Origin of the sequence: Chitinophaga sp. YIM B06452 (assembly GCF_039655965.1) — a bacterium.
Lineage (GTDB): Bacteria > Bacteroidota > Bacteroidia > Chitinophagales > Chitinophagaceae > Chitinophaga.
This window is the reverse complement of sequence record NZ_JAWLKY010000001.1, coordinates 818,795-842,654: the sequence shown is the minus strand read 5'-3', so window position 1 is coordinate 842,654 and position 23,860 is coordinate 818,795. Positions and strand designations below refer to the sequence as shown.

20 protein-coding genes are annotated in these 23,860 nt (G+C 53.3%); 16 read left to right on the top strand and 4 right to left on the bottom strand.

Annotated elements, in window-relative coordinates; genetic code table 11:
- Positions 1-114: 114 nt before the first annotated feature.
- The 7 genes from R3I13_RS03055 to aspS all read left to right on the top strand — a co-directional run bounded on the left by R3I13_RS03055 (position 115) and on the right by aspS (position 9,193).
- Complete coding sequence (locus R3I13_RS03055; protein ID WP_346316447.1) at positions 115-2,418, top strand: NADP-dependent malic enzyme; 2,304 nt, start codon at positions 115-117, stop codon at positions 2,416-2,418.
- A gap of 106 nt (positions 2,419-2,524) precedes the next feature.
- A complete protein-coding gene (locus R3I13_RS03050; RefSeq protein ID WP_346316446.1) occupies positions 2,525-3,556 on the top strand; it encodes a hypothetical protein in 1,032 nt (343 codons plus the stop codon).
- 40 nt (positions 3,557-3,596) lie between these two features.
- Positions 3,597-4,340: an ABC transporter permease gene (locus R3I13_RS03045; protein ID WP_346316445.1), complete on the top strand. Its 744-nt coding sequence runs from the start codon at positions 3,597-3,599 to the stop codon at positions 4,338-4,340.
- Positions 4,341-4,364: 24 nt separating this feature from the next.
- Positions 4,365-5,177, top strand: coding sequence for an ATP-binding cassette domain-containing protein (locus R3I13_RS03040; RefSeq protein ID WP_346316444.1), 813 nt, complete (start codon positions 4,365-4,367; stop codon positions 5,175-5,177).
- 98 nt (positions 5,178-5,275) lie between these two features.
- Entirely contained in the window at positions 5,276-6,157 is an 882-nt protein-coding gene (gene sucD / locus R3I13_RS03035; protein WP_346316443.1) for a succinate--CoA ligase subunit alpha, read from the top strand.
- A 194-nt stretch (positions 6,158-6,351) separates the two neighbouring features.
- Complete coding sequence (locus R3I13_RS03030; protein WP_346316442.1) at positions 6,352-7,377, top strand: FAD-binding oxidoreductase; 1,026 nt, start codon at positions 6,352-6,354, stop codon at positions 7,375-7,377.
- 61 nt (positions 7,378-7,438) lie between these two features.
- Positions 7,439-9,193, top strand: a complete 1,755-nt coding sequence (gene aspS / locus R3I13_RS03025; RefSeq protein WP_346316441.1) for an aspartate--tRNA ligase — start codon at positions 7,439-7,441, stop codon at positions 9,191-9,193.
- A 73-nt stretch (positions 9,194-9,266) separates the two neighbouring features.
- Here aspS and R3I13_RS03020 read toward each other — a convergent pair whose 3' ends face one another.
- The 3 genes from R3I13_RS03020 to R3I13_RS03010 all read right to left on the bottom strand — a co-directional run bounded on the left by R3I13_RS03020 (position 9,267) and on the right by R3I13_RS03010 (position 11,330).
- Entirely contained in the window at positions 9,267-10,190 is a 924-nt protein-coding gene (locus R3I13_RS03020) for a hypothetical protein (protein WP_346316440.1), read from the bottom strand.
- Between the two features lie 180 nt (positions 10,191-10,370).
- Positions 10,371-10,829, bottom strand: coding sequence for an RES family NAD+ phosphorylase (locus R3I13_RS03015; RefSeq protein ID WP_346316439.1), 459 nt, complete (start codon positions 10,827-10,829; stop codon positions 10,371-10,373).
- Between the two features lie 3 nt (positions 10,830-10,832).
- On the bottom strand, positions 10,833-11,330 hold the full coding sequence (locus R3I13_RS03010) for an antitoxin Xre/MbcA/ParS toxin-binding domain-containing protein (protein ID WP_346316438.1): 498 nt from the start codon (positions 11,328-11,330) through the stop codon (positions 10,833-10,835).
- Between the two features lie 215 nt (positions 11,331-11,545).
- Here R3I13_RS03010 and R3I13_RS03005 point away from each other — a divergent pair, with 215 nt between their 5' ends.
- The 9 genes from R3I13_RS03005 (at position 11,546) to R3I13_RS02965 (ending at position 22,435) form a co-directional block, all read left to right on the top strand.
- The gene (locus R3I13_RS03005; RefSeq protein WP_346316437.1) at positions 11,546-12,055 is read left to right on the top strand and encodes a glucosaminidase domain-containing protein; all 510 of its coding nucleotides are present in this window, start codon (positions 11,546-11,548) and stop codon (positions 12,053-12,055) included.
- Positions 12,056-12,128: 73 nt separating this feature from the next.
- The gene (locus R3I13_RS03000; RefSeq protein ID WP_346316436.1) at positions 12,129-13,484 is read left to right on the top strand and encodes a hypothetical protein; all 1,356 of its coding nucleotides are present in this window, start codon (positions 12,129-12,131) and stop codon (positions 13,482-13,484) included.
- Positions 13,465-14,667 (top strand): GDSL-type esterase/lipase family protein, encoded by a 1,203-nt coding sequence (locus R3I13_RS02995; protein ID WP_346316435.1) that lies wholly within the window; start codon positions 13,465-13,467, stop codon positions 14,665-14,667. Before R3I13_RS03000 ends, R3I13_RS02995 begins: the two co-directional genes overlap by 20 nt.
- Positions 14,668-14,670: 3 nt before the next feature.
- Positions 14,671-16,155 (top strand): MBOAT family protein, encoded by a 1,485-nt coding sequence (locus R3I13_RS02990; RefSeq protein ID WP_346316434.1) that lies wholly within the window; start codon positions 14,671-14,673, stop codon positions 16,153-16,155.
- Positions 16,156-16,278: 123 nt separating this feature from the next.
- The gene (fabF, locus tag R3I13_RS02985) at positions 16,279-17,541 is read left to right on the top strand and encodes a beta-ketoacyl-ACP synthase II (RefSeq protein ID WP_346316433.1); all 1,263 of its coding nucleotides are present in this window, start codon (positions 16,279-16,281) and stop codon (positions 17,539-17,541) included.
- 412 nt (positions 17,542-17,953) lie between these two features.
- Positions 17,954-18,205 carry a hypothetical protein gene (locus R3I13_RS02980; RefSeq protein WP_346316432.1) on the top strand — a complete coding sequence of 84 codons (252 nt, stop codon included), beginning with the start codon at positions 17,954-17,956 and terminating at the stop codon, positions 18,203-18,205.
- Positions 18,206-18,448: 243 nt separating this feature from the next.
- Positions 18,449-21,265 (top strand): excinuclease ABC subunit UvrA, encoded by a 2,817-nt coding sequence (gene uvrA, locus R3I13_RS02975; protein ID WP_346316431.1) that lies wholly within the window; start codon positions 18,449-18,451, stop codon positions 21,263-21,265.
- A 23-nt stretch (positions 21,266-21,288) separates the two neighbouring features.
- Positions 21,289-21,759 (top strand): DUF6452 family protein, encoded by a 471-nt coding sequence (locus R3I13_RS02970; protein WP_346316430.1) that lies wholly within the window; start codon positions 21,289-21,291, stop codon positions 21,757-21,759.
- The gene (locus tag R3I13_RS02965; protein WP_346316429.1) at positions 21,731-22,435 is read left to right on the top strand and encodes a DUF6048 family protein; all 705 of its coding nucleotides are present in this window, start codon (positions 21,731-21,733) and stop codon (positions 22,433-22,435) included. The genes R3I13_RS02970 and R3I13_RS02965 overlap by 29 nt, the downstream gene beginning before the upstream one ends.
- A gap of 289 nt (positions 22,436-22,724) precedes the next feature.
- On the opposite strand, the gene R3I13_RS02960 is transcribed toward R3I13_RS02965, so the two are convergent.
- Positions 22,725-23,855, bottom strand: coding sequence for an SMI1/KNR4 family protein (locus R3I13_RS02960; RefSeq protein WP_346316428.1), 1,131 nt, complete (start codon positions 23,853-23,855; stop codon positions 22,725-22,727).
- Positions 23,856-23,860 lie beyond the last annotated feature (5 nt).

The following is a 23,860-nucleotide window of genomic DNA, read 5'->3' as shown; positions in this document are numbered from 1 at the left end:
ATATTTGAGAATGTTTAACGCCGTAAAAGTAAATAATTATTGTGAACCTACACGAACGGAGTAGACCCCGTTCCTCCGATACTTCGTATATTGCACGCCCAATGACAATCTTATATGGCTAAGAAACTGAATAAGCAGGATGCACTCGATTATCACGCGATGGGCAGGCCTGGCAAGATAGAAGTTATACCTACCAAAGACACCAAAACCCAGTGGGACCTCTCCCTCGCCTATTCTCCCGGCGTGGCGGAGCCCTGTAAGGAAATAGCCGCAGACGTAGAAAACGTTTACAAATACACCGCCAAAGGCAATTTAGTAGCCGTGATCAGCAATGGCACGGCAGTGCTCGGCCTTGGCGACATCGGCCCGGAAGCCGGCAAACCCGTGATGGAAGGGAAAGGCGTGTTGTTCAAGATATTTGCGGACATCGATGTATTTGATATTGAACTGAATACGCGCGACGTGGATGAATTTGTGCGCGTGGTGAAAGCCATGGAGCCCACTTTCGGCGGCATCAACCTGGAAGACATCAAAAGCCCGGAATGTTTTGCCATCGAAGAAAGGCTGCGCAAAGAGCTGAAGATCCCCGTGATGCACGACGACCAGCACGGCACTGCCATCATTTCCAGCGCGGCATTGCTGAATGCGCTGGAGCTGGTGAAGAAAAAAATAGAAAAAGTGAAGTTCGTAGTGAATGGAGCAGGCGCCGCCGCCATGGCCTGTGTGCGGCTCTACGCCTCGCTGGGCGCCAAACCGGAGAACTTCATCATGTTCGATAAAGACGGCGTGCTGAACCGCCAGCGCACAGACCTGGATGAAATGAAGCTACAGTTCGCCACCACCTCCAAAGTGACTACCCTGGCCGAAGCGCTGAAAAATGCGGACGTGTTCGTGGGACTTTCGGTCGGCAACGTAGTAACGGCGGATATGGTGAAAAGCATGGCCAAGAACCCCATCGTGTTTGCCATGGCCAATCCTGACCCGGAGATCGCGTACGAAACGGCCATTAATTCCCGCAAAGACGTGATCATGGCCACCGGCCGTTCCGACTATCCCAACCAGGTGAACAATGTACTGGGCTTCCCCTACATCTTCCGCGGAGCGCTCGACGTGCGCGCCACGCAGATCAACGAGGCCATGAAACTGGCTGCTGTTCATGCTTTGGCGGACCTTGCCAAGTCTCCCGTACCCGATATCGTGAACCTTGCTTATAACGAACGCAACCTCGTGTTCGGTCCCAACTACATCATCCCCAAACCCCTGGACCCGCGCCTGCTCAGTACTGTAGCACCCGCCGTGGCCAAAGCCGCGATGGACAGCGGGGTGGCTCATGCGCCCATTACCGATTGGGAAGCATATAAAGTTGTGCTCAACAACCGCCTCGGCCTGGACAACCAGCTGTTCCGCGTGATTGGCTCCAAAGCCCGGAAAGATCCGCGCCGCGTGGTGTTTGCCGAAGCGGACAATATCAAGATACTCAAAGCCGCGCAGGTGGTGAATGATGAAAATATCGCGCACCCGATACTGCTGGGCAACGAAAAACGTATCCGGCAGCTGATGGCCGACAACAGCATTGAGATAGATGATGTAGTGATCATTGACCCGAAAAGCGAGGAAATGGCCGAAAAGCGCCACCACTTCGGGGAACTGTTCTTCCAAAAACGCCAGCGCAAAGGCATGAACCTTTACGAAGCGAAAAAGATCATGCGCGAACGCAACTACTTCGGCTGCATGATGGTGGAAACAGGAGAAGCGGACGCCCTCATTTCCGGTCTCACCCGCAAGTACCCGGATACCATCCGTCCCGCATTGCAGGTAATAGGCATGGAAGATGGCGCCAAACGCGTGGCCGGCATGTATATCATCAATACCAAACGCGGTCCGCTCTTTTTGGCGGACACAACCGTCAACCTCAATCCCACGGCGGAAGAGCTGGCAGACATCACTTTGCTGGTGGCTAAAGAAGTACGCCAGTTCAATATCACCCCGAGGATCGCCATGGTATCTTACTCCAACTTCGGCTCCAGCCAAACGCCCGAAGCGCAGATGATGAGCCAGGCCCGCGAGATCGTGAAGAAAAAAGACCCCACGCTCACCGTGGATGGCGAGATCCAGGCCGCCATGGCCTTCAACAAGGAAATATTAAAAGACAATTATCCTTTCTCGGAACTGATCGGCGAAGATGTGAACACTCTCATCTTCCCCAACCTCGCCGCCGGCAACGTGGCCTACAACCTGCTGCAGGAAGTGGCCGGCTTCGACGCCATAGGCCCCATCCTGCTGGGTATGAAAAAACCCGTGCACATCCTGCAGCTGGGCTCTACCGTAAGGCAGATCGTGAACGTGGTGCTGATCGCCGTAGTGGACGCACAAACGAAATGCTGCCGCGATGAGGTGAAGAACGGGAAGAAGAAATAAACAATTGCTGGAAATATAACGCGCAAACGGTACGGTATTCCCGTGCCGTTTGTTTTTTGTCTGTCTCCACCTGCACACGCACACCGGATAATTCGTAAATTTCGGGATGCAATCCATTTCCCGCAAGAAGATATTTTTCCCGCTGAACCCGGCTTTCAGGAACTACCTGAAGCTGTACGAGCGCGAAGTGAAGCTGCCGCTCAGCTACGAAGAGCTGAAATATTACGACTACGGCATCCCCGTGTACGACAAGCTGGGCAAAGACACGCTGTGGGAATCCGTGATGTACCCGCAAAGCATGGTTGGCCCCATACACGCCGGCCTCAAACGCATCTATTCCATCCTCAAGGCCGGCGGCGACCAGACGGCGGAAGAGCACCTGCACATCGAACGCATCGACTACTGCACGTTTGGCAACAGCCACCCCTTCCGTATCAAGATCGTGAACAACTACAACGAGGTGTACGATTATTTCTACATCAAAATAGCCGACGCCTCCCGCATTTACGGGCTGGAGCTGGAGCATATCCTCAGCCCTTACTGGATGAACTTCCTGGTAGACGGCAACACCCTGGTGGAAGAGCACATCGCCGGCGTGCCCGGCGACCAGTTCGCCAAAGATTACCTGGACCGCCCGGAATTCAATCCCAAACGCATCGCCAAGGAATTCGTGAAGTTCAACGAACGTTGCTTTGTGCGGCTGCTGGGCGATATGCGCTCCTATAATTTCATCTTTGACATCACGCCCGACTTCGACGATGTGCAGTTCCGCATCCGCGCCATCGATTTCGACCAGCAGTTCTACGAAGGCAAAAAAACGCTCTACATGCCCCAGTTCTTCAAAGAGAACCGCGTGTTCGTAGAGCTGGCCATGAAACACCTGAACGCCGAGGTGGTGAAACAATACCAGCAGGAAGAGCGCTCCCTCATTGCCCGCCGCATCAAAGTGCAGCGGCACCGCATCAAAGACCTGCGGGACGTGATCATGACCGATCGTGTATCCTTCCCCGGGAAAATAAAACAGCTGGGGGAAGAGCTGGCCCAGCATTACCACGACGCGGTTTTCGCCCGCTGTACCACCATGGGTGAAATTATCGAGCGGAGCCTTAAGCGGCTGCTGGTAAGCAGCCTGCGATAAATGATATTCAAATTGTTTTTCCCAGTATCTTTGACGAGTTATGGAGTTTAGATTTTTTTACCATTTCGGCAGGTACCTGCTGATGTTGAAAGGAATGTTCTCCCGCCCTGAGAACATGCGGATGTATTGGAAGGAATTCATGAAACAGTGTGTGGACATAGGGTTGGGCTCCCTCGGCATCGTGGTGATCATCTCCCTCTTTCTGGGCGCGGTAACCACCGTGCAAACAGCTTACCAGCTGGTAAGCGGCTTTATCCCCAAATCCACCATCGCGCAGGTAGTAAGGGATACGCTGATCCTTGAGCTGGCGCCCACCATGGTATGTATCGTGCTGGGCGGGGTGGTTGGTTCCAAAATAGCCTCCGAGCTGGGGAACATGCGCATCTCTGAGCAGATAGACGCCCAGGAGATCATGGGCATCAACACCAAAGCCTACCTCATCGGTCCCAAGATACTCGCGGCGATTATCACCATCCCCGCACTCGTGATCATTGCCGCCTTCCTCGGTATTTTCGGGGGCCTCGAAGCAGGCAAGATGAGCGGTATCATTTCCCATGAACAATTCATGCAGGGCCTCAGGCAATCGTTTGACGGGTACAACGTGTTCTTCGCCCTGAGTAAGGCATATACCTACTCCTTTATCATTTCCAGCATACCGGCCTATTACGGCTACAATGTAACCGGCGGCGCCCTGGAGATAGGCCGCGCCAGTACAACGGCCGTAGTAGTGAGCTGCGTGCTGATCCTGTTTGCTGACTACGCGCTGGCGGCACTGTTGCTTTAAACTATAATTACAAGACACGAACAGATGATAGAACTGAAAAACATCCGGAAGAGCTTTGGAGATAAGGAGATACTGAAAGATGTGTCCGCCAACATGGAGCCGGGTAAAACGAACCTGATCATCGGCGCCAGCGGCAGCGGTAAAACGGTGCTCATGAAATGCATGGTGGGATTGATAAAGGTGGACAGCGGTACCGTGCTGTACAACGGCGAAGACTTTACCGCGATGGACGACCATGAGAAAAAGCCCATCCGCCAGGCCATCGGCATGCTGTTCCAGGGTTCCGCCCTGTTTGACAGTATGACCGTGGAGCAGAACGTGATGTTTCCGCTGGACATGTTTTCGACCATGAGCTACAAAGAGCGCCGGAAAAGAATGCAGGAATGCCTGGACCGTGTGGAGCTGAAAGACGCCAACAAAAAATTCCCGGCCGAGATCTCCGGCGGGATGAAAAAGCGTGTAGGCATTGCCCGCGCTATCGTACTGAACCCTAAATACCTGTTCGTGGACGAGCCCAACTCCGGCCTCGACCCGCAAACATCCCTCATTATCGATAAGCTCATCAAGGACATTACCGTGGAATACAACATCACTACCGTAGTGAACACCCACGACATGAACACCGTGATGGAATCCGGCGACCATATCATTTACATGCACCAGGGCAAAAAACAATGGGAAGGCAGTAACGAAGACATCATTTTCAGCGACGACAAACTGCTGAACGACTTCATTTTCGCATCCGAGTTCTTCCAGGACATTAAGGAGATGCGGAAGATGGAGATGTTCCGCGACAAGAACTGGCGCGCCAAGCAGGCCGGCGGCGGTAACAAATAGTTAATATTCTTCAACTAAATGGCCTTTCCTTTTCTTTTTCGCCCTTATCCGTTATTTTTGCCCCACCTTAACGTAAAAAATTAATTAAATCAAGCGCGATGAGTGTTTTAGTAAATAAGCATAGTAAAGTGATTGTGCAGGGATTTACCGGAACAGAAGGTACTTTCCATGCCACACAAATGATTGAGTACGGCACCAACGTGGTAGGTGGCGTTACCCCCGGCAAAGGCGGCAGCAGCCACCTGGACCGCCCGGTATTCAACACCGTGGCGGACGCTGTAAAGGCAACGGGTGCGAATGTATCCATCATTTTCGTTCCGCCGGCATTTGCGGCAGACGCGATCATGGAAGCTGCCGATGCAGGCATTGCGCTGGTGGTTTGTATCACAGAAGGCATCCCGGTACAGGACATGGTGAAAGCCAAGAATTACCTGGTAAGTCATAAAACCCGCCTGATCGGCCCTAACTGTCCCGGCGTGATCACCGCGGAAGAAGCCAAAGTAGGCATCATGCCCGGCTTCATCTTCAAAAAAGGCCGCGTAGGCATCGTTTCTAAATCGGGCACCCTCACTTACGAAGCGGCAGACCAGGTGGTGAAAGCCGGCCTGGGTGTATCTACCGCTATCGGTATCGGTGGCGACCCGATCATTGGCACTCCTACTAAAGACGCGGTGGAACTGCTGATGAACGACCCCGAAACCGACGCTATCATCATGATCGGCGAGATCGGCGGCAGCATGGAAGCTGAAGCTGCTGAATGGATCAAGGCGAATCCCCGCAAACCTGTGGTAGGCTTCATTGCAGGCCAAACCGCTCCCGCTGGCCGCCGTATGGGCCACGCCGGTGCTATCATTGGCGGAGCAGACGATACTGCTGCTGCTAAAATGAAGATCATGCGCGCCTGCGGCGTTCATGTGGTGGACAGTCCCGCTGACATCGGAAAGAAAATGGCCGAAGTGCTGAAAGGCGTACCCGCCTGATTTGCATGAAGCTGTAAAATAGCTGAGCCCCGTTGCTGTTGAAGCGACGGGGCTTTTTTCTTACTGGTGGAATTGGGTATAATTGGGTAATATTATGGGTATGGCAGGAAATAAGGAGTTGAAAATTAGATAGTTCCGGTAGCGCCAACTTGTTAACGCACCAGCATTCTAAACATTACCTTTGCCCCGGTTTTATGCGAACGTACGATTACATATTGGTAGGCCAGGGTATTGCCGGCACCATGCTCGGCTGGTTCCTGCAGCAGGCAGGGCAGCAGGTGCTGGTATACGACGATGCCCGCCCCCACAGCGCTTCCCGCACCGCCGCGGGGATCATCAATCCTGTATCCGGGCGGAAATTTGAGACGGCATGGCTGTACGATACCATCTATCCCTTTGCGGAGCAGACGTACCGGGCCATGGAAGCCGCTTTGCAGGTCAGCTGTTTTCATGAAAGGGACATCTGGAACGTATGGCCCTCTGCGCAAATGCGCGATGCCTTTGCCGCCTGCCCTACGCCTTATTCACAACAGCCGCGGGAACTGCGGTATGCGGAGGAATTGCAGCAGCCTTTTGGCGCGGGGATCGTGAAGGGGGCGAACGTGCAGCTCAGCAGCCTGCTGCCCGCCTGGCGCAAAACAGCGGAGGTGCGCACAGAACGCTTTGATACCGAACAGTTGAGGCTGGAGGAAAACGGCGTGGAGTACCAGGACCTGCAGGCCAAAGCCGTTATTTTCTGCGAAGGCGTGGAAAGCCCGCAGAATCCGTGGTTTGGCAAGCTGAAATTCCTGCCCAACAAAGGCGAAGCGCTGATAGTGCGGCTGCCTTTCCGCACGGCGGACATCATCAAAAAAAGCATTACCCTCGTACCGCTGGAAGATGATATTTACTGGGCCGGCGCTACTTTCTCCTGGGATTATACAGATGCCCTGCCCACCGCTGCCGCCCGCGAAACGCTGGAAAACCACCTGAAACAATTGCTGAGCAAGGATTTCGATGTGATCGATCATATTGCGGCTATTCGCCCTTCCGGGCCGGACAGGCGGCCTATGGCGGGCCTGCACCCCCGTTTCCCGCAGGTGGGCATTTTTAACGGGATGGGCTCCAAAGGCTGTTCCCTCGCGCCCTGGACGGCTGATGCCTTTGTGAAAAACCTGCTTCAGAAAGCCCCGCTGCCGCCGGAAGTAGATATTAAACGGTATTTTAATGCACTGAGGTAGATTTTCCAGCATCCAGTTCTTATCTTTGACCTCCTTTATCAATAGAAAAGCATAGTATACAATGTACAGATCGCACACCTGTGGAGAATTGCGCATGGAGCATGTAGGCCAGCCGGTAACGCTGGCAGGATGGGTGCAAACCGTCCGCAAGTTTGGTAGTATTACATTCGTTGACCTGCGCGACCGCTACGGCATCACACAGCTGCTGCTCGGCGAATCGCTCAATGCCCAGCTGGACGCGCAGCCCCTCGGCCGCGAATTCGTGATCCAGGTGAAAGGCACCGTTACCGAACGTACCGCCAAGAATAACAATATTCCCACCGGCGATATCGAAATAACCGCCACGGAATTTACCGTGCTGAACGGTTCCAAAACGCCCCCCTTCACCATACAGGACGAAACGGACGGCGGCGACGAACTGCGCATGAAATACCGTTACCTGGACCTTCGCCGCAATATCGTAAAACAAAACCTCAGCCTCCGCTACCGGGTGAACCGCTCCGTGCGGAACTTCCTGGACAGCCGCGGGTTTATGGATATAGAAACGCCCGTGCTCATCAAAAGCACGCCCGAAGGCGCGCGCGACTTCGTAGTGCCCAGCCGCATGAACCCTAACCAGTTCTACGCCCTGCCGCAGTCCCCGCAAACGTTCAAACAACTGCTGATGGTGAGCGGCTACGACCGTTACTACCAGATCGTGAAATGCTTCCGCGATGAAGATCTCCGTGCGGACCGCCAGCCGGAGTTCACGCAGATCGACTGTGAAATGAGCTTCGTGGACCAGGAAGACATCCTGTCCAACTTCGAGGAAATGACCAAACATGTTTTCCGCGAGATCAAAGGCATAGAATTCCACGAGCCGTTCCCCCGCATGACCTGGGACGACGCCATGAAATATTACGGTAACGACAAGCCGGACATCCGTTTCGAAATGAAACTCGTAGACCTCGGTGAACCCGCCAGGGGCAATGGTTTTAAGGTGTTCGACGATGCAGAGCTGGTAGTCGGCATCAATGTTTCCGGTTGCAGCGAATATACCCGCAAGCAGCTGGATGAGCTGACTGAATGGGTGAAACGCCCGCAGATAGGCATGAACGGCCTTGTATATATCAAATACAACACAGACGGTTCGCTGAAAAGCTCTGTGGACAAGTTCTTCAACGAACGTGGTCTCCGTCTGTTCGCAGACCAGTGCCAGGCGCTGCCAGGCGACCTCATCCTGATACTGGCCGGTAAAGAAGAACGCACCCGCAAGGCCATGAGCGAGCTTCGCCTGGAAATGGGCGAGCGCCTGGGCCTCCGTGATAAAGACGTGTACAAACCGCTGTGGGTGATAGACTTCCCGCTGTTTGAATACGCGGAAGAAGATAACCGCTGGGTGGCCCGTCACCATCCCTTTACGGCTCCGAAGCCTGAGCATATCCACCTCATGGCTGATCCTTCGCAATATGGCCAGATCAAAGCCAACGCGTACGACATTGTGCTGAACGGCACCGAGATCGGCGGCGGCTCCATCCGTATCTTCCAGCGCGACCTCCAGGAGAAAATGTTTTCCGCCCTCGGCATGAGCAAAGAAGAGGCCGCGCATAAATTCGGGTTCCTGCTGGGCGCATTTGAGTACGGTGCGCCCCCGCATGGCGGCATCGCTTTCGGCTTCGACCGCTTTTGCTCCCTGCTGGGCGGCAGCGAAACCATCCGCGACTTCATCGCCTTCCCGAAAAACAACTCCGGCCGCGACGTTATGCTGGACGCACCCAGCGAGATCGACCAGGTGCAGCTGGATGAACTGAGTTTGAAATTAGGCCTGCCGGAATAAGCAGGTTAATGATAAAAAGCAAAAGACCGTCTAGGCTTAGCCTAGACGGTCTTTTGCTTTATTGCTAACTGTATTATGGGCATGAATACTGGCCTTCTGTACATTGGTCAGGCGTATAAACGTAGAAGAAGAATTTAGAGGGATCGACGCCGGCGCCATTATAAAAATCTTCAGTGGCATAATAGTCACTTGAGCCCCAGAAAGGCCTTACAACTGAAGTGGCAGCTTGTCCCCATGTGATATATAACCGGTCGTTCCACCCGGGTTGAAGCACTGCGGCACGGGAGTAAGTAGGTAGTGGAGATCCCCAGCCGTCGTCAGTATTGTCTGCCACGTTTGCATAAATGGCAATCACAAAATTGCCTTCTTCTGCCAGTTGGAAGGCTATCTCCGGGTCAGCGCCGGAATATCTCCTGAAGAATCTGCATTTCAGTTTTTCCAGTACCGCCATCAGCGCTACAGGATCTTCTGCTTCGATGCGGGGCATGAAAGTATTTATGTTTGTCAGATCATCCAAGGTATGGCCGATGGCGCTTGTTTCATAACCAATATTGCCTCCGCTGGCATACATCATTTGTTCACGTGTCCATAAGCACTGGCTGCCATATGGGGGGCACGTAGGGGCCGGTACTCCGCTGTATTGCGCGAGAAAGCCCCAGGCAGTAAAGAATTTATCATAATTCTTCACTTCAAACATCGGCGGATTGTCCCCCATAATACAGTGGGCAAGGCAATATTCGCCGGTCTCACTGGGCGTAAGACCGGCCGTGTCAAATACATTTGTCGAATAGTGATAGGTGGTGCCATCGACGGTAATCGACATTCCTCCTCCTGTCAGGTTAAGCGAAACCCGGCAGCAGGAATTGTCATTGGTAGTGGCTTTCTCCGACGCCAGGCTAACTTTTTCTGAGATCGCCGGCGTTTCCGCTTTCCGGCAGGCTGTGTGGCATAAAAGAAATAACAGGGCAGCAGACAGGCATTTAAGGGTACTTTGCATATAGGGGGGATTTGGTTTATTGCTAACGTGAAATATCCGGGTCGACCACTAAATATAATTAAAAGATATTAACTATTCAGACTAATATTTTATTCTCCTGAGCCCAACTTGAACGATAGATATAGGATAGATATAGGATAGATAAAGGATAGCACCAGGAGAGGGATGGGTAAAATAATATCAGAACAACCGGATATCCGGGATGATAGGCGTTACTTTCACCACTTTCACCAGGTTGCTGAAATCCGGGAACAGGGGGTTGAGCATGTAATTATATTCCTGCGGCAGCACGGCGGAGCGCACTTTGATGGCCAGGTAACGGAGGTCTTTCATCAGTGCGTCCCCTTCTTCCTTCAGTTCGATGTTTTCCGGCTCCATCCACTCTTCCGGCAGGCGCTCGTCAGGGAAGGCGTAAATGGGCGCTTTGTCGCTGATCTCTATCTCCATGATGAACATATCCGGCGGCATCTCTGAATCATCCACATGTACAAGCGTTTCCAGCATGGCCAGCGAACGGTTTTCGCTGGTGTACAGCGCAAAGGTGCCGGGATTGTTCCAGCGGCCGCCGAATTTGAAGGCGCCCGTGCCGGAGAGGTCCCGCGTTCTTTCTTCTTTTTGAACGATCCGGTAAACCAGCATATATCAGGAATAAACGCCTTCTTCCAAACGGCCAAGCACCTGGGTAACGAGCTTGATGCCTGTTGGGGTATTGAGCAGGTCGAAGGGTTTTTGATTGTTGAGCGCTTTGTTTTCCTTATTGAACCAGCGCGTTACCTTGCCCGCATCCTGGAAAATACCGAAGGCCATGGCATAGGTCGCTGCAATTTCATACATATGGCTGCTCACATAGTCTTCCAGCTTCTCGTCCTCTTTTTTGCGGATGAGGGTTTTGTAAGACATGTTCAGCAAAGGCGCCATCAGTGTCATGGGGATATCCAGGAACTGCGAGAAGTGGTCTACCGCGCTTTTGGGGATCCCGTCATGAAGGATCCTGAATACATCGATGGTGGAAGTGGGCGTTACTTTAATGAAACTAGCCGCTCCCAGCAGGTACCAGGTGAACTGGGACACAGAAAAGTTGCCCCTGGCGGTATAAGCCGCCGCTACCGGTGTATCTGCTTTACTGTGCCGTTTGATCACAATGGGTAATTTTACCCAAAGGTACATTACTTTTGTCCGGTTTCCAAATTATCCGTTTCCTTTCCCTTCTTCCTGAGAATCAGTCCGGTACCCGCGACCCTGCATTAAATTACAACTGATTAACATATCAATTACAGGATATGTATCCATATTGCTGTAATATTGCGGGGTGAATACGCCTTACCAGTGCAGATGGGTCCACTTAATTTACACGCATGTTCTTAAAAAAACGAAACCTGTTGCTCAGCGGTCTTATGGTTACCAGCCTGGCCGCTTCAGCGCAGAAAGTCCCCAAAAATTACATAAAAAAATTCTCGCCCGTTGCTGTTAACCTTATGAAAGAAACCGGCGTGCCCGCCAGTGTGATCCTGGGCGTCGCCATGCTGGAGTCCGGCAGCGGAACCAGCAGGAATGCCCGGCTGCTGAGGAACCATTTCGGGATAGTGGGTAAAAACAATCTCGCCAAACGCGGTGAAACCTATCGCAGCGTTTACCGTGAGTTCGAAACGGACACGGCCTCTTACCGTTCCTTCGTGAAACTGATCCTCAAAAGGAAATGGTACCCGGACATGAGAGGGAACGAAGACTATAATGCCTGGCTGGACAAGCTGATCCATTCCAAATATTCTTCCGCGGGAAATGTTTGGGTGAGCCGTGTGAGGTCCATGATCCGGAAGTATAAATTATATGAACTGGATGATGAATTAAAGCTGGCAAAACAATAGATTTGTATCCGATTTTTTAGCAGCAACGTATAACCGGCCCGGTTATACGCGCTGCTTTTTAATATGCCGACTTATGCCATCCGGAAACAAACATCCCTATCCTTTTATGATAGTGCTGGGCACCTTGCTCAGCCTGGCTGTGATCTCGCTTGTTAACAACACCCTTACATTCGGCAGTTATACCCTGCGGCCCCTGGACATACTGGCCGATCTTCGCAAGCCCGCTGCTGTTGCAGACACCATCATGATAGCGGCAGTGACTGATTCAACAGATACTGATTCCGCGCATGCGCATATACCCAAAGATTTTGCCACCTATACCGGCATCCTGGACTATGGCTTCAACGCCGGCAACCAGGGAGCGGGCATGCAATATTTCATGCAGGCTTTGAAGGAACTGAAAACCGGGCGCCGTAAAAAAGTGCGTATCGCCTATTTCGGGGACTCCATGATAGAAGGGGACCTGATCACGGCAGACCTGCGGGACAGCCTGCAGGCTTATTTCGGCGGGGAAGGAGTTGGTTTTGTGCCCGCCACATCCGTGGTTTCCAGCTTCCGTACTACCATTTCCCACAGCTTTTCACCCAACTGGACGGACTATCACTTCCGCAACAACCCGCCCGCGGGCACCGAGCTGGGGCCTTCCGGTCATGCTTTTGTGCCCGCGCCCGAGAGCTGGGTGCGCTACCAGCCTGTAAAGCGCCACCGGCTGGACCAGTTCGAGGAAGTGAGCCTGCTTTACGGCAGCGGCCGCCGCAACGTAGTGGTGAACAACAAAAGCCTGTCGCTGGACGGCAAGGGCAAGATCAACGCCTACTCGTTCATGACCGATTCCACGCAGAAATCCCTCACCCTCAAATTCCTCAACAACGATCCTTTCCTCTTTTACGGCGTATGCTTCGAAAGCACGAAAGGCATTTTCCTCGATAATTATTCCTTCCGCGGCATCAGCGGCATAGAGCTGGGCAAACTGAGCCGCAGCATGTGGGACCAGGTGCAGAACGTACGCCCGTACGATCTCATTGTGCTGCATTACGGCGCCAATGTGCTTTTCCTGCCGGAAAACACCCGGTTCGACTGGTACGAAAAGCCCATGGTGAAAGTGGTGGATTCGCTGCGCCGGTATTTCCCGCATACTTCCATTCTTATTGTTGGCACAGCGGATAAGGCTTACAAGAAAAAAGGCAAATACGTGACCGCTCCCGGCGTGAAGGCCCTCATGAAAGTGCAGCACAACTTTGCGGAAAGCCGCAGTGTTGCCTATTGGAACCTCTTTTCCGCCATGGGCGGCGAAGGCGCCATGACGCGCTGGGTAGACACGGCCATGGCCAACAAAGATTACACGCACTTCAATTTCCGCGGGGCTTCCAGGGTGGGCGCCCTGTTATATAAAGCGATCATGGATGAATATGAGCAGGCGGATATGTAAGAGCCTGGTGCTGGTCTGGTTATTCACAGGCATTTGCGCGGCAGCGTCCGCACAGCGCCTGCACCTGTACAACGATTCGAGCCTGTACAGCGTGTACCGTTTGCTGCAGGACAATGACAATGTGGTACCCATTTTGCACCTCGGCGATTCGCACGTGCAAGCGGGCTTTTTCCCGGATGCGGTGAAGGACCGGCTGCAAAATGAATTCGGCGATGCGGGCCAGGGCTGGGTGTTTCCCTACAACCTGGCCGGCACCAATGGCCCTGGCAATTATCGCTGGGGAAGTTTTTTGAAATGGAACAGCGACCGCATGGTGGACCGGAATGTAAGCCAGTGGGCGGGCCCGGGAGGCATTATGATCAGCAGGCAGCAAAGCTGGTCGGCGCTTACCTTCAGCGGCAAACCCCTAAAATGCCTGAAGCTCTGGTATGAAGGCGGCCAGGGCCTTCCCAAGGCCAACGCCGGGGAAAACCGCCCTGAAGCCGGGGAAGCCGTCGTGTATGAGCATGAACCGGGGATTGAGGCAAAAGAAGTGAGAGTCTGTATGGATTCGGTGACAGAGACCATCAGCCTCAATTTTCCTTCCATCAGCCGTTTGTACGGCGGGGTGGCGGAAAACGGGGAACCGGGGATCTTATATCACGCCATCGGCATAAACGGCGCGCAGTTCTCCCACTACAACCAGTTTGACGGGAGAACCACCATCGCGCAGATGAACATACTGAAGCCGGAACTGGTCATCATTTCCCTGGGTACCAACGAGGCTTTCGGCGCAGTGTCTGCAGCGCAGCTGCGGCAGGAGATCGGGCAAATGACCGGCAGGATGAAAGAGCGGAACCCGGAAGTACGTTTTCTCTTCACCACGCCCCCTTCAGGGATGATGAAGAAACGCCAGGTGCCTTATAAAAGAAAAGGCAAAAAACGCATTTACTACCGCGTAAGCTACGTAAAAGTATCCCAGGCCACCACCCTGCGCGACGCGATGATCATGCTGTGCAACGAGAACGGCTGGGCTTACTGGGACCTGTACGGCGCCATGAAGGCGGATGCGCGTTTTGCCCGTGCCTGGAGCGGCGACCGTGTGCATTTTAACGCCTACGGGTATGCGCTGCAGGGTCAGCTGCTGGCAGAAGCCATCCTGGCCTCTTACGAACAATGGAACAAACAAAACATCAAGCCATAACCCATGTCTTTTGAAAACCTGAAATCGCTGTTGCTCTACAACAAAGAGGGATTGATCCTCTTCAACAGTGCGTTCTTCCTCTATTTCTTCACCGCCTTCCTGTTTTGCTACCAGCTGGCGCGGAAGAACGAAAGGGCCAGGGTATGGGTGTTCACCTTGTTTTCCCTGTACTTCTTTTACAAGGCCTGCAACGAATACGTATTGCTGGTGATCCTCTCCGCCATCGTGGATTTCTACATCAGCAACCGCATCCATACCGAGCAGAAAGACCTGGTACGCAAGCGCCTGCTGTGGTTCAGCGTGGTGATCAACGTGGGCATGCTCTGTTATTTCAAGTACACGAACTTTTTCATACAGATCATCAACGACGTGACAGCGGGCAACATCAGCCCGGTGAACCTAATACTGCCCATCGGCATTTCCTTTTACACCTTCGAGAACCTGAGCTATACCGTGGATGTGTACCGCAGGGAGATCAAGCCGGTAGACAGGTTCATGGATTATCTCTTTTTCCTTTCCTTTTTCCCGAAACTGATGATGGGCCCCATTGTGAGGGCGGCGGACTTCATCCCGCAGATCAGGCAGCCTTACGTACTGGACAGGAAGGATGTGGGGAAAGGGATGTTCCTTATCATCAGCGGGCTGTTCAAAAAAGTGGTGCTCAGCGATTTTATCAACCAGAATTTTGTCCAGTATATTTTCGATGACCCGGGGCGGTACACGGGGCTGGAGTGCCTTTTCGGCGTATATGCCTATGCGCTGGTGATCTACTGCGACTTTTCCGGCTATTCCGATATGGCCATCGGCATTGCCCGCTGGGTGGGCTTTAAGTTGCCGCCGAATTTCAACAAGCCTTATCAAAGCAGTTCCATCACCGAATTCTGGCGCAGGTGGCATATTTCATTGTCGTCGTGGCTGAAAGACTACATCTATATCCTGCTGGGCGGCAACCGTAAAGGCACGGTCAGGCAATACATCAACCTGTTCCTCACCATGCTGATCGGTGGCTTCTGGCATGGCGCCAGCTGGAACTTCATTTTCTGGGGCGGCGTGCATGGCGGGGCGCTGGGGGTAGACAAGGTGTGGATACAATGGCAGAAAGCCCGCAGCTGGATGCGCAGTACGCCGCTGAGAGCGGGTTTGTGGAAGGCGGGCGGAGTGCTGTTCACTTTCCACCTGGTTTGTTTCTGCTGGATATTTTTCCGCATGGAGCATTTCAGCGGCGCCTGGACCATGCTGCACCAGGTTGCCTTTGAATTCCAGGGCCATCTGCTGCCGCAACTGCTGAATGCTTACCCACAGGTATTCACGCTTATGGCTATAGGGTATTTGCTTCACTTCCTGCCCAATGTGGCTGAAAAGAAATTGGAAGAAGGGCTGGAAATGATGCCTGTATGGGCTTCCGTGGCCATAATGGTGATGTTCATCTGGTTCCTGAACGAGGTGAAAACCCTGGAGCCGATGATCCCCATCTACCTGCAGTTTTAACCTTTTTCATACTGTGCGCATTTAAAATCTGAAGTATATGCAGATTATTTTACATGCGTGTGTACAAACCTGATAATAAGTGACTACCTTTGCGTCCTAACTTTTGTCTTTAAAGTAAAACTTATGCGTACTGTTACACTGAGGAGAGTCGTGATAACCGGGATGGGAGCTATCACACCGATCGGTAATGATGTGAACACGTTCTGGAATAACCTGAAAGCCGGAATGAGTGGCGCGGGCCCGATAACGAAGTTCGACACCACGGAATTCAAAACGAAATTTGCCTGTGAACTGAAGGGTCTGGATATAGAAGCGTTTATAGAAAAGAAGGAAGCCCGTAAAATGGACACTTTCACACAGTATGCCATGGTAGTGGCGCAGGAAGCGATCCAGAACAGCGGGGTGGACCTGGAGAAGATAGACCGCAGCAAATTCGGCGTGATCTGGGCATCCGGCAACGGCGGTATGCAAACTTTCGAAGACCAGATCGTGGAGTTCACCCAGGCCAACTTCGTACCGAAGTTCAGCCCGTTCTTCATCCCGCGGCTTATCTCAGACATTGCGGCCGGCCAGATCGCCATTAAATATGGCCTGATGGGTATCAACTATTGCACCGTTTCCGCCTGCGCTTCTTCCAACAGTGCGCTGGTAGACGCTTTCAACTATATCCGCCTGGGCAAGGCCAATATGATCATTGCCGGCGGTTCCGAAGGTCCGATCACCCGTGCGGGCATTGCAGGTTTTAACGCCCTCAAGGCGCTTTCCACCCGCAACGACGATGCAGTGCATGCATCCCGCCCCTTCGATAAAGACCGTGATGGTTTTGTAATGGGCGAAGGCGCGGGCGCCGTGATCCTGGAAGATTACGATCATGCCATTGCCCGCGGGGCCACGATCTACGGCGAAATGGTAGGCGGAGCCATGAGCTGCGACGCATATCACCTCACCGCTACCCATCCCGAAGGCGTGGGTGCGCAGCTGGGTATGAAAGAAGCGCTGGCAGACGCAGGCCTTTCCCTGACAGACGTAGATTATATCAATGCGCACGCTACTTCCACGCCGCTGGGCGACGTGAGCGAGCTGAAAGCGATCAAATCCCTCTTTGGCGAGCATGCATCCAAACTGAATATCAGCGCTACCAAATCCATGACGGGCCACCTGCTGGGCGCGGCCGGCGCTATCGAAGCCATTGCCTGCATCAAGGCGGTGCAGGAAGATATCGTGCCGCCTACCATCAACACCAGCGAGCTGGGAGAAGACATCCCCGAAGGGCTGAACCTCACGCTGGGCCAGGCGCAGAAGCGTACGATCAATGTTGCGCTGAGCAATACTTTCGGCTTCGGCGGGCATAATGCGATCGCAGCATTTGCGAAATACAAAGGCTAAAAAAATTCGTTTATACCGTACTGTAAGGGGTGGAATATCAAACTTCCACCCCTTTATATTTTTACATATTAGCAAATCAAATATCCCGGTTTTTGTGCCCGGTGAAAAGAAACATTCCTTAATTTTACGCCCGTTAACCTTAATATTGAAAAGATGAATTTTTTTGTTTGTTAGTGTACCCGCGTACTCACCGTATTTGATCAGCACCACTTTGCAGATGTTTGTGAATGCCTTACCTGGCGAGCGTTTGCGCGCATGTTCACAGGCGGTTTGTTATGTCTTTTACATGCAGCATCTGCAGTACGGATATGCGGCGGTATGCACAAAACCGATGTAAGATGATTCGTTTGTTAACCGGCTTTTGATAGCCCTTGTTAGTCCATTTTTTAATCTTTAAAACACACATGTAAAAATGAAACAATTGAAAAATTTTCTCCGGCTGACCGCAGCCGCCGTTGTTCTGTTAACCGTATCCTGTCAAACCCAGCATGAATTAGTAAAACCTATCCGGTACAATTTCCTGGAAAGCCTGGACCCGGATTCCGTGCTGATGCTCTGCCCTCCGCCTGCCGCGGAAAAGATCACCAGCAGGGCCTGGAATGGCAATGTGATCCGGTATGATCAATACCTGCCGCAGCAAACGCCGCAGGTCTATAACAGATAATCCTTTTAAACAGGGGCGGAAGAGTGGTCCTTCCGCTCCTGATATTATCCCTTTCCGCCATACGGCTGATTATCAGGAGAATAACAGGCTGTGGCTAGTTCGCAGCGGCACAACGTCCTTTTTATTTTTCATTCCCTGTACAAATACGTAGTTTAGTACTTTGAATTCGTGTTCGGGAACTATATGGCAAAGCAAAAGCAAAAAACTACAATACAACCCGCCCCGGCAGCGCAACAGGAGGAAATGATCGAAGTGTATGGCGCGCGGGAGCATAATCTTAAAAACCTGGATATCCGTATCCCGAAGAACAGCCTGGTGGTGATCACCGGCATCAGCGGGAGCGGCAAATCGTCCCTCGCATTCGATACCATCTATGCCGAAGGGCAGCGCAGGTACATGGAGAGTTTCTCCGCCTACGCCCGCCAGTTTATTGGCGATATGGAAAGGCCGGATGTGGACAAGATCATGGGCCTTTCGCCCGTTATCTCCATCGAGCAGAAAACGACCAACAAGAACCCGCGTTCCACCGTTGGCACCATCACCGAGATATACGACTTCCTCCGCCTTCTCTACGCCCGCGTGGGCGAAGCCTTCTCCTACAACACCGGCAAACGCATGACGCGCTTTTCCGAAGAAGAGATCATGGCGCACATCTTCGCCAATTTCCCTAAAAAGAAACTGGTGATACTCGCTCCCCTCGTGCGCGGCCGCAAAGGCCACTACCGCGAGCTGTTCGAGCAGGTGCGCAAGCAGGGTTTCGTGAAAGTAAGGGTAGACGGCGAAGTGCTGGACCTGAAGGAACGCATGCAGGTAGACCGCTACAAGATCCACGACATCGAGCTGGTGATAGACCGCATACAGGTGCAGGACGATGCGCGCACGCGGATCAGCCAGAGCGTGCAGAAAGCCCTCCAGATGGGCAAAGGGCTCATGTTCGTGATGGACCATGATACCAATAAGGTAAGCCAGTACAGCCGCCAGCTGATGTGTGAAGATACCGGGATATCATACGAAGAACCTTCGCCCAATACCTTTTCCTTCAACTCGCCCTACGGCGCCTGCCCGCGCTGCAAAGGCCTCGGCACTATTTACCAGATAGACATGGACGAAGTGCTGCCCGACCGCAGCAAATCCATCAGCGAAGGCGGCCTCGTGCCCCTCGGCGAAGCCAGGGATACTTTTACATTCAAACAGATACAGCAGCTCGCTAAAAAATATAAATTCTCCCTCACCGCGCCCATCGAAAAGATACCGGAAAACGCCATGAACGTGCTCCTGTTCGGCGATGAGAACGGAAAATTGGAGGTAGACATGGGCTTCGAAGAAAACGGCGCCGAAACTTACGCTACGGAATATGAAGGCGTAGTGAACATGGTGCGCCGCTATTTCAACGATACCTCTTCTGACGCAGTGCGCAACTGGGCGGAAGGGTTTATGAAACTCTCCACCTGCCCCGAATGCAACGGCGCGCGCCTGCGCAAGGAAAGCCTGATGTTCAAAGTAGACGGCCAGAACATTTCCGAGCTGGGTGAAATGAACCTCAGCAAACTCGCCGTTTGGTTCTCCGACATCGAAAAGCGCCTGGACAAAAAACAGAATGTGATCGCCAAAGATGTGCTGAAAGAGATCCGCGAGCGCCTCGGCTTTTTGCTGGACGTGGGCCTGACCTACCTCACGCTGAACCGCGCCACGCGCACGCTCAGCGGCGGGGAAAGCCAGCGCATCCGCCTGGCCACGCAGATCGGCTCCCAGCTGATGGGCATCACCTACATCCTGGACGAGCCCAGCATCGGGCTGCACCAGCGGGACAATATGCGCCTCATAGACGCGCTCCGCAACCTCAAGACCATGGGCAACACCGTGATCGTGGTGGAGCACGACAAGGATATCATGCTGCATGCGGACCATTTAATAGATATTGGTCCCGGCGCGGGCATACACGGCGGCAGCGTGGTGGCGCAGGGCCACCCTGATGAAATGCTGAAGCTGGACACGGCCACTGCCGGGTATCTCAACGGTATCCGCGAAATACCTGTGCCGGAAAAACGCCGCAAAGGCAACGGCAAGTTCCTGGAGCTGAAAGGCGCTACGGGCAACAACCTGAAGAACGTTACGCTAAAGCTGCCGCTGGGCGTGTTCACCTGTGTGACGGGCGTTTCAGGCAGCGGCAAATCCACCCTTATCAACGAAACCCTTTACCCGATCCTCTCCAAACATGCCTATGATTCCAAACTGGTGCCCATGCCCTACAAAAGCATCAAAGGCCTGGAGGAGATAGACAAGGTAATTGAAATAGACCAAAGCCCCATCGGCCGCACCCCGCGGAGCAACCCGGCCACTTACTGCGGTTTCTTTACAGAGATCCGCCAGTTATTTGCAGCCGTGCCCGAAGCCAAGATCAGGGGGTATAACGCCGGGCGTTTCTCCTTCAACGTGAAAGGCGGGCGCTGCGACGTTTGCGAAGGCGCCGGCGTAAGGGTGATAGAAATGAACTTCCTGCCGGATGTGTATGTACACTGCGAAAAATGCAACGGCCGCCGCTACAACCGCGAAACCCTTGAGATACGTTATAAAGGCAAGTCCATCAGCGACGTGCTGGACATGACCGTGGAAGAAGCCGTAGAGTTCTTCCAGCCTGTGCCTTATCTTTACCGCAAGATCAAGACCCTCCAGGATGTGGGCCTTGGTTACATCACGATCGGCCAGAGCGCCGTGACCCTTTCCGGCGGCGAAGCCCAGCGTGTGAAAGTGGCCACCGAACTGTCCAAAAAAGATACCGGCAAAACCATCTACATCCTCGACGAACCTACCACGGGCCTGCATTTCCAGGATATCCAGCTGCTGCTGAACGTGCTGAACAAACTCGTGGAACGCGGTAATACCGTGCTCGTGATAGAACATAACCTGGATGTGGTGAAAGTAGCGGATTACGTGGTGGACCTCGGGCCGGAAGGCGGGGAAGGCGGAGGCCAGATACTTTGCGCCGGCACGCCTGAAGAGGTGAGCAAATGCAAAGAATCCCATACCGCCGTATTTTTGAAAAAAGAACTCAGGAAATAGGCGGCCATGCCAACAAGTTGCATATGAAATATCTTTTGCTGATAGCATGTTTTATCACAGCGCTCACCGCCTGTGACGACGATACCAAGGTTTGCGACCTGGACACGCGTACCCAGGTGCGCGCCCGGTTCCGCTATCCCAACCCCAACAACAACAACATCGAAAAGGATACCGCTTTCCCGAAACTGACACTGTTTGCCCTCAATAAAGACAGCATCTACAAAAAGGCACCGAACCTCAGCGGCATGCAGTTCCAGCTGGACAGGCAGACAGACAGCAGCCGGTATTATTTCCAGACCGATTCAACCCGCATTGCAGATACCATCACCTTCCGCTATACGCGCCAGCCGCATTTTATTTCCGCCGGCTGCGGGGTTGTGATGTATTTTAATATCGACACGGTATTGTCCACCAACCACGTCATAAAGTCCATAGTGATCACCAGTAAGCAAGTAACGGAAGAAAATGAAAATACGCTCATACTCCATTTTTAGTTTGCTGCTGCTGTGCGCGGTAACTGCAGGAGCCCAGTCCAAAAAGGATTCGGTGAAGACCATCACGATGGAGGTGCCCGCCGGCCTGCGCGTAGGGGTGGACCTTACCCGTTTTGCCATCCCGTTCTTCCAGCCGTACCGCCGCGATGCCACCGTGGTGCTGGATGCGCGGTACAACGACCGCCTTTATTTTGCGGCAGACATTAGCTACGGGCTTACCGATCATTCAGATTCCAACTATACTTACAAAAGCAACGGCGTCGGCATCGCCATAGGCGTGAATTACAACCTGCTCAAAAAGCAGGTGCCGAAAGAGAACTTCATGCTGTATGGCGGCTTCAAATACGGTTTCGCCCTGTTCAGCTACGAAATGCCCGAATATAACGTGCACAGCAACTACTGGGGAAACTATACCAGCAGCGTGCCTACTACTACTAAAATGGGCCATTGGGTAGAACTGTCGCTGGGCGTAAAGGTGGAAGTGCTGAAGCACCTGTACCTGGGATGGAGCCTGCATGAGCGTATCCTGCTGAATAACTCGCTGGCGAAAAGCGATTTCGCGCCGCTGATGATCCCCGGTTACGGGAAAGGGTATAAGGGCAGCGCTTTTGATGTGCAATACACAATCTCTTACCTGTTCCCGCTGTGGAGGGTGAAGCAGCAGACGAGGCTCTGACCGGCCGTTCCTGGTGCGGGGTATAGACCTGTATCAGTTTTGTACCTCCCTGTATCACAAGTGATACAGACACGCCTTAAAGTAGCTTTATCCCCGGGCTTGATACGGGTTTGATACGAGGGAGATACGGGATTAGGCAGGGGGAAAACTACCAGGTACTTTGGTCGGCCCAGGCAGGTAGAATAACCATCTTCAGTATAAAAAGGAACCGGCCCGGAACATATGCTCCGGGCCGGTTTTATTATGTAAAGGCTTATCGCGCCTGTAGTGTGTACAGGCGTGGAAGGCCTCAGCTGTCAAATTCTTCAGGCATTTTTTCGTCGCCACCGGCGCTGCCACGGTCGTAACCACCACCGCTGCCTCCGCGGTCGTAACCGCCTCCGCCACCACGGTCATATCCACCTCCGCGATCATATCCGCCGCTGCCGCCACGGTCATACCCGCCACGGCCGCCACCGCGATCGTAGCCACCGCCGCCGCTTCCGCCACGGTCGTAACCACCACCGCCGCCTCCGCGGTCATATCCGCCACCGCCGCCGCGATCAAACCCGCCACGGCCTCCGCCGCCACCACGGTCGTAACCGCCTCCGCCTCCGCGATTGCCGCCAAAGCCGCCACCGCCACGGTTGCCGCCACCGCCAAATCCACCGCGGCCGCCTCCGCCACCACGGTTACCACCGCCAAAACCGCCACGTCCACCGCCGCCGCCAAAGCCGCCACGGGACTGCTTTTTCTCTACACCCCAAAGGTAGCCGTCGCGGAAACGGATGATGCCCCGGTTGTCCGCGCCATGTTTGCCCCAGGCAAAACCGCTGCCCACGGGTTTGTTGCGGAGGTCGCCGATCATGTAGTTGAAAGGCAGCTGCTTGGCGAACTCAGCCAGTTCCGCATCTTCGGAGTAACGGGCCTCGTCACGGGAGATCAGGCCGTCTTCACGGTTCCAGATGTCGTTTACCACGATCTCGTGCACCACGTCGATGCTGGATTTTTTGATCTCTTTACCATATTCATGCAGCTGTTGCAGGAATTCGGTGATGTTCTCGGACTGTTTCACGATCACGGCAGGATCGTTGCACACGTAAAAAACGTTGCCCCAGTTGCCGTCGCGGTCCACGTCCAGCACCCAGTAATTGCCGTAACCGTCTCCCGCGATCCGGATGGAATTGGGGATCATGTTATACAGGTCAAAGTCGCGGGTGCCGTCGAAGGTGATGGCGTCCAATCCGTAAAAAAGGAAACCGCTGCTGAACTGCAGCAGCTCCCTGATGTCTTCCGGTATATGTCTGGTGCGGAGTTGTTTGGCGATATTGTCAATTTCGGAGTCGGAAAGGCCCGGCATCAGTTCTACCGAGTATTCCTCTTTCTGATGCGTATGATACTTTTCGTGCAACATCGCATTCAGTTGTTCGAGTGGCGTCATGTGTT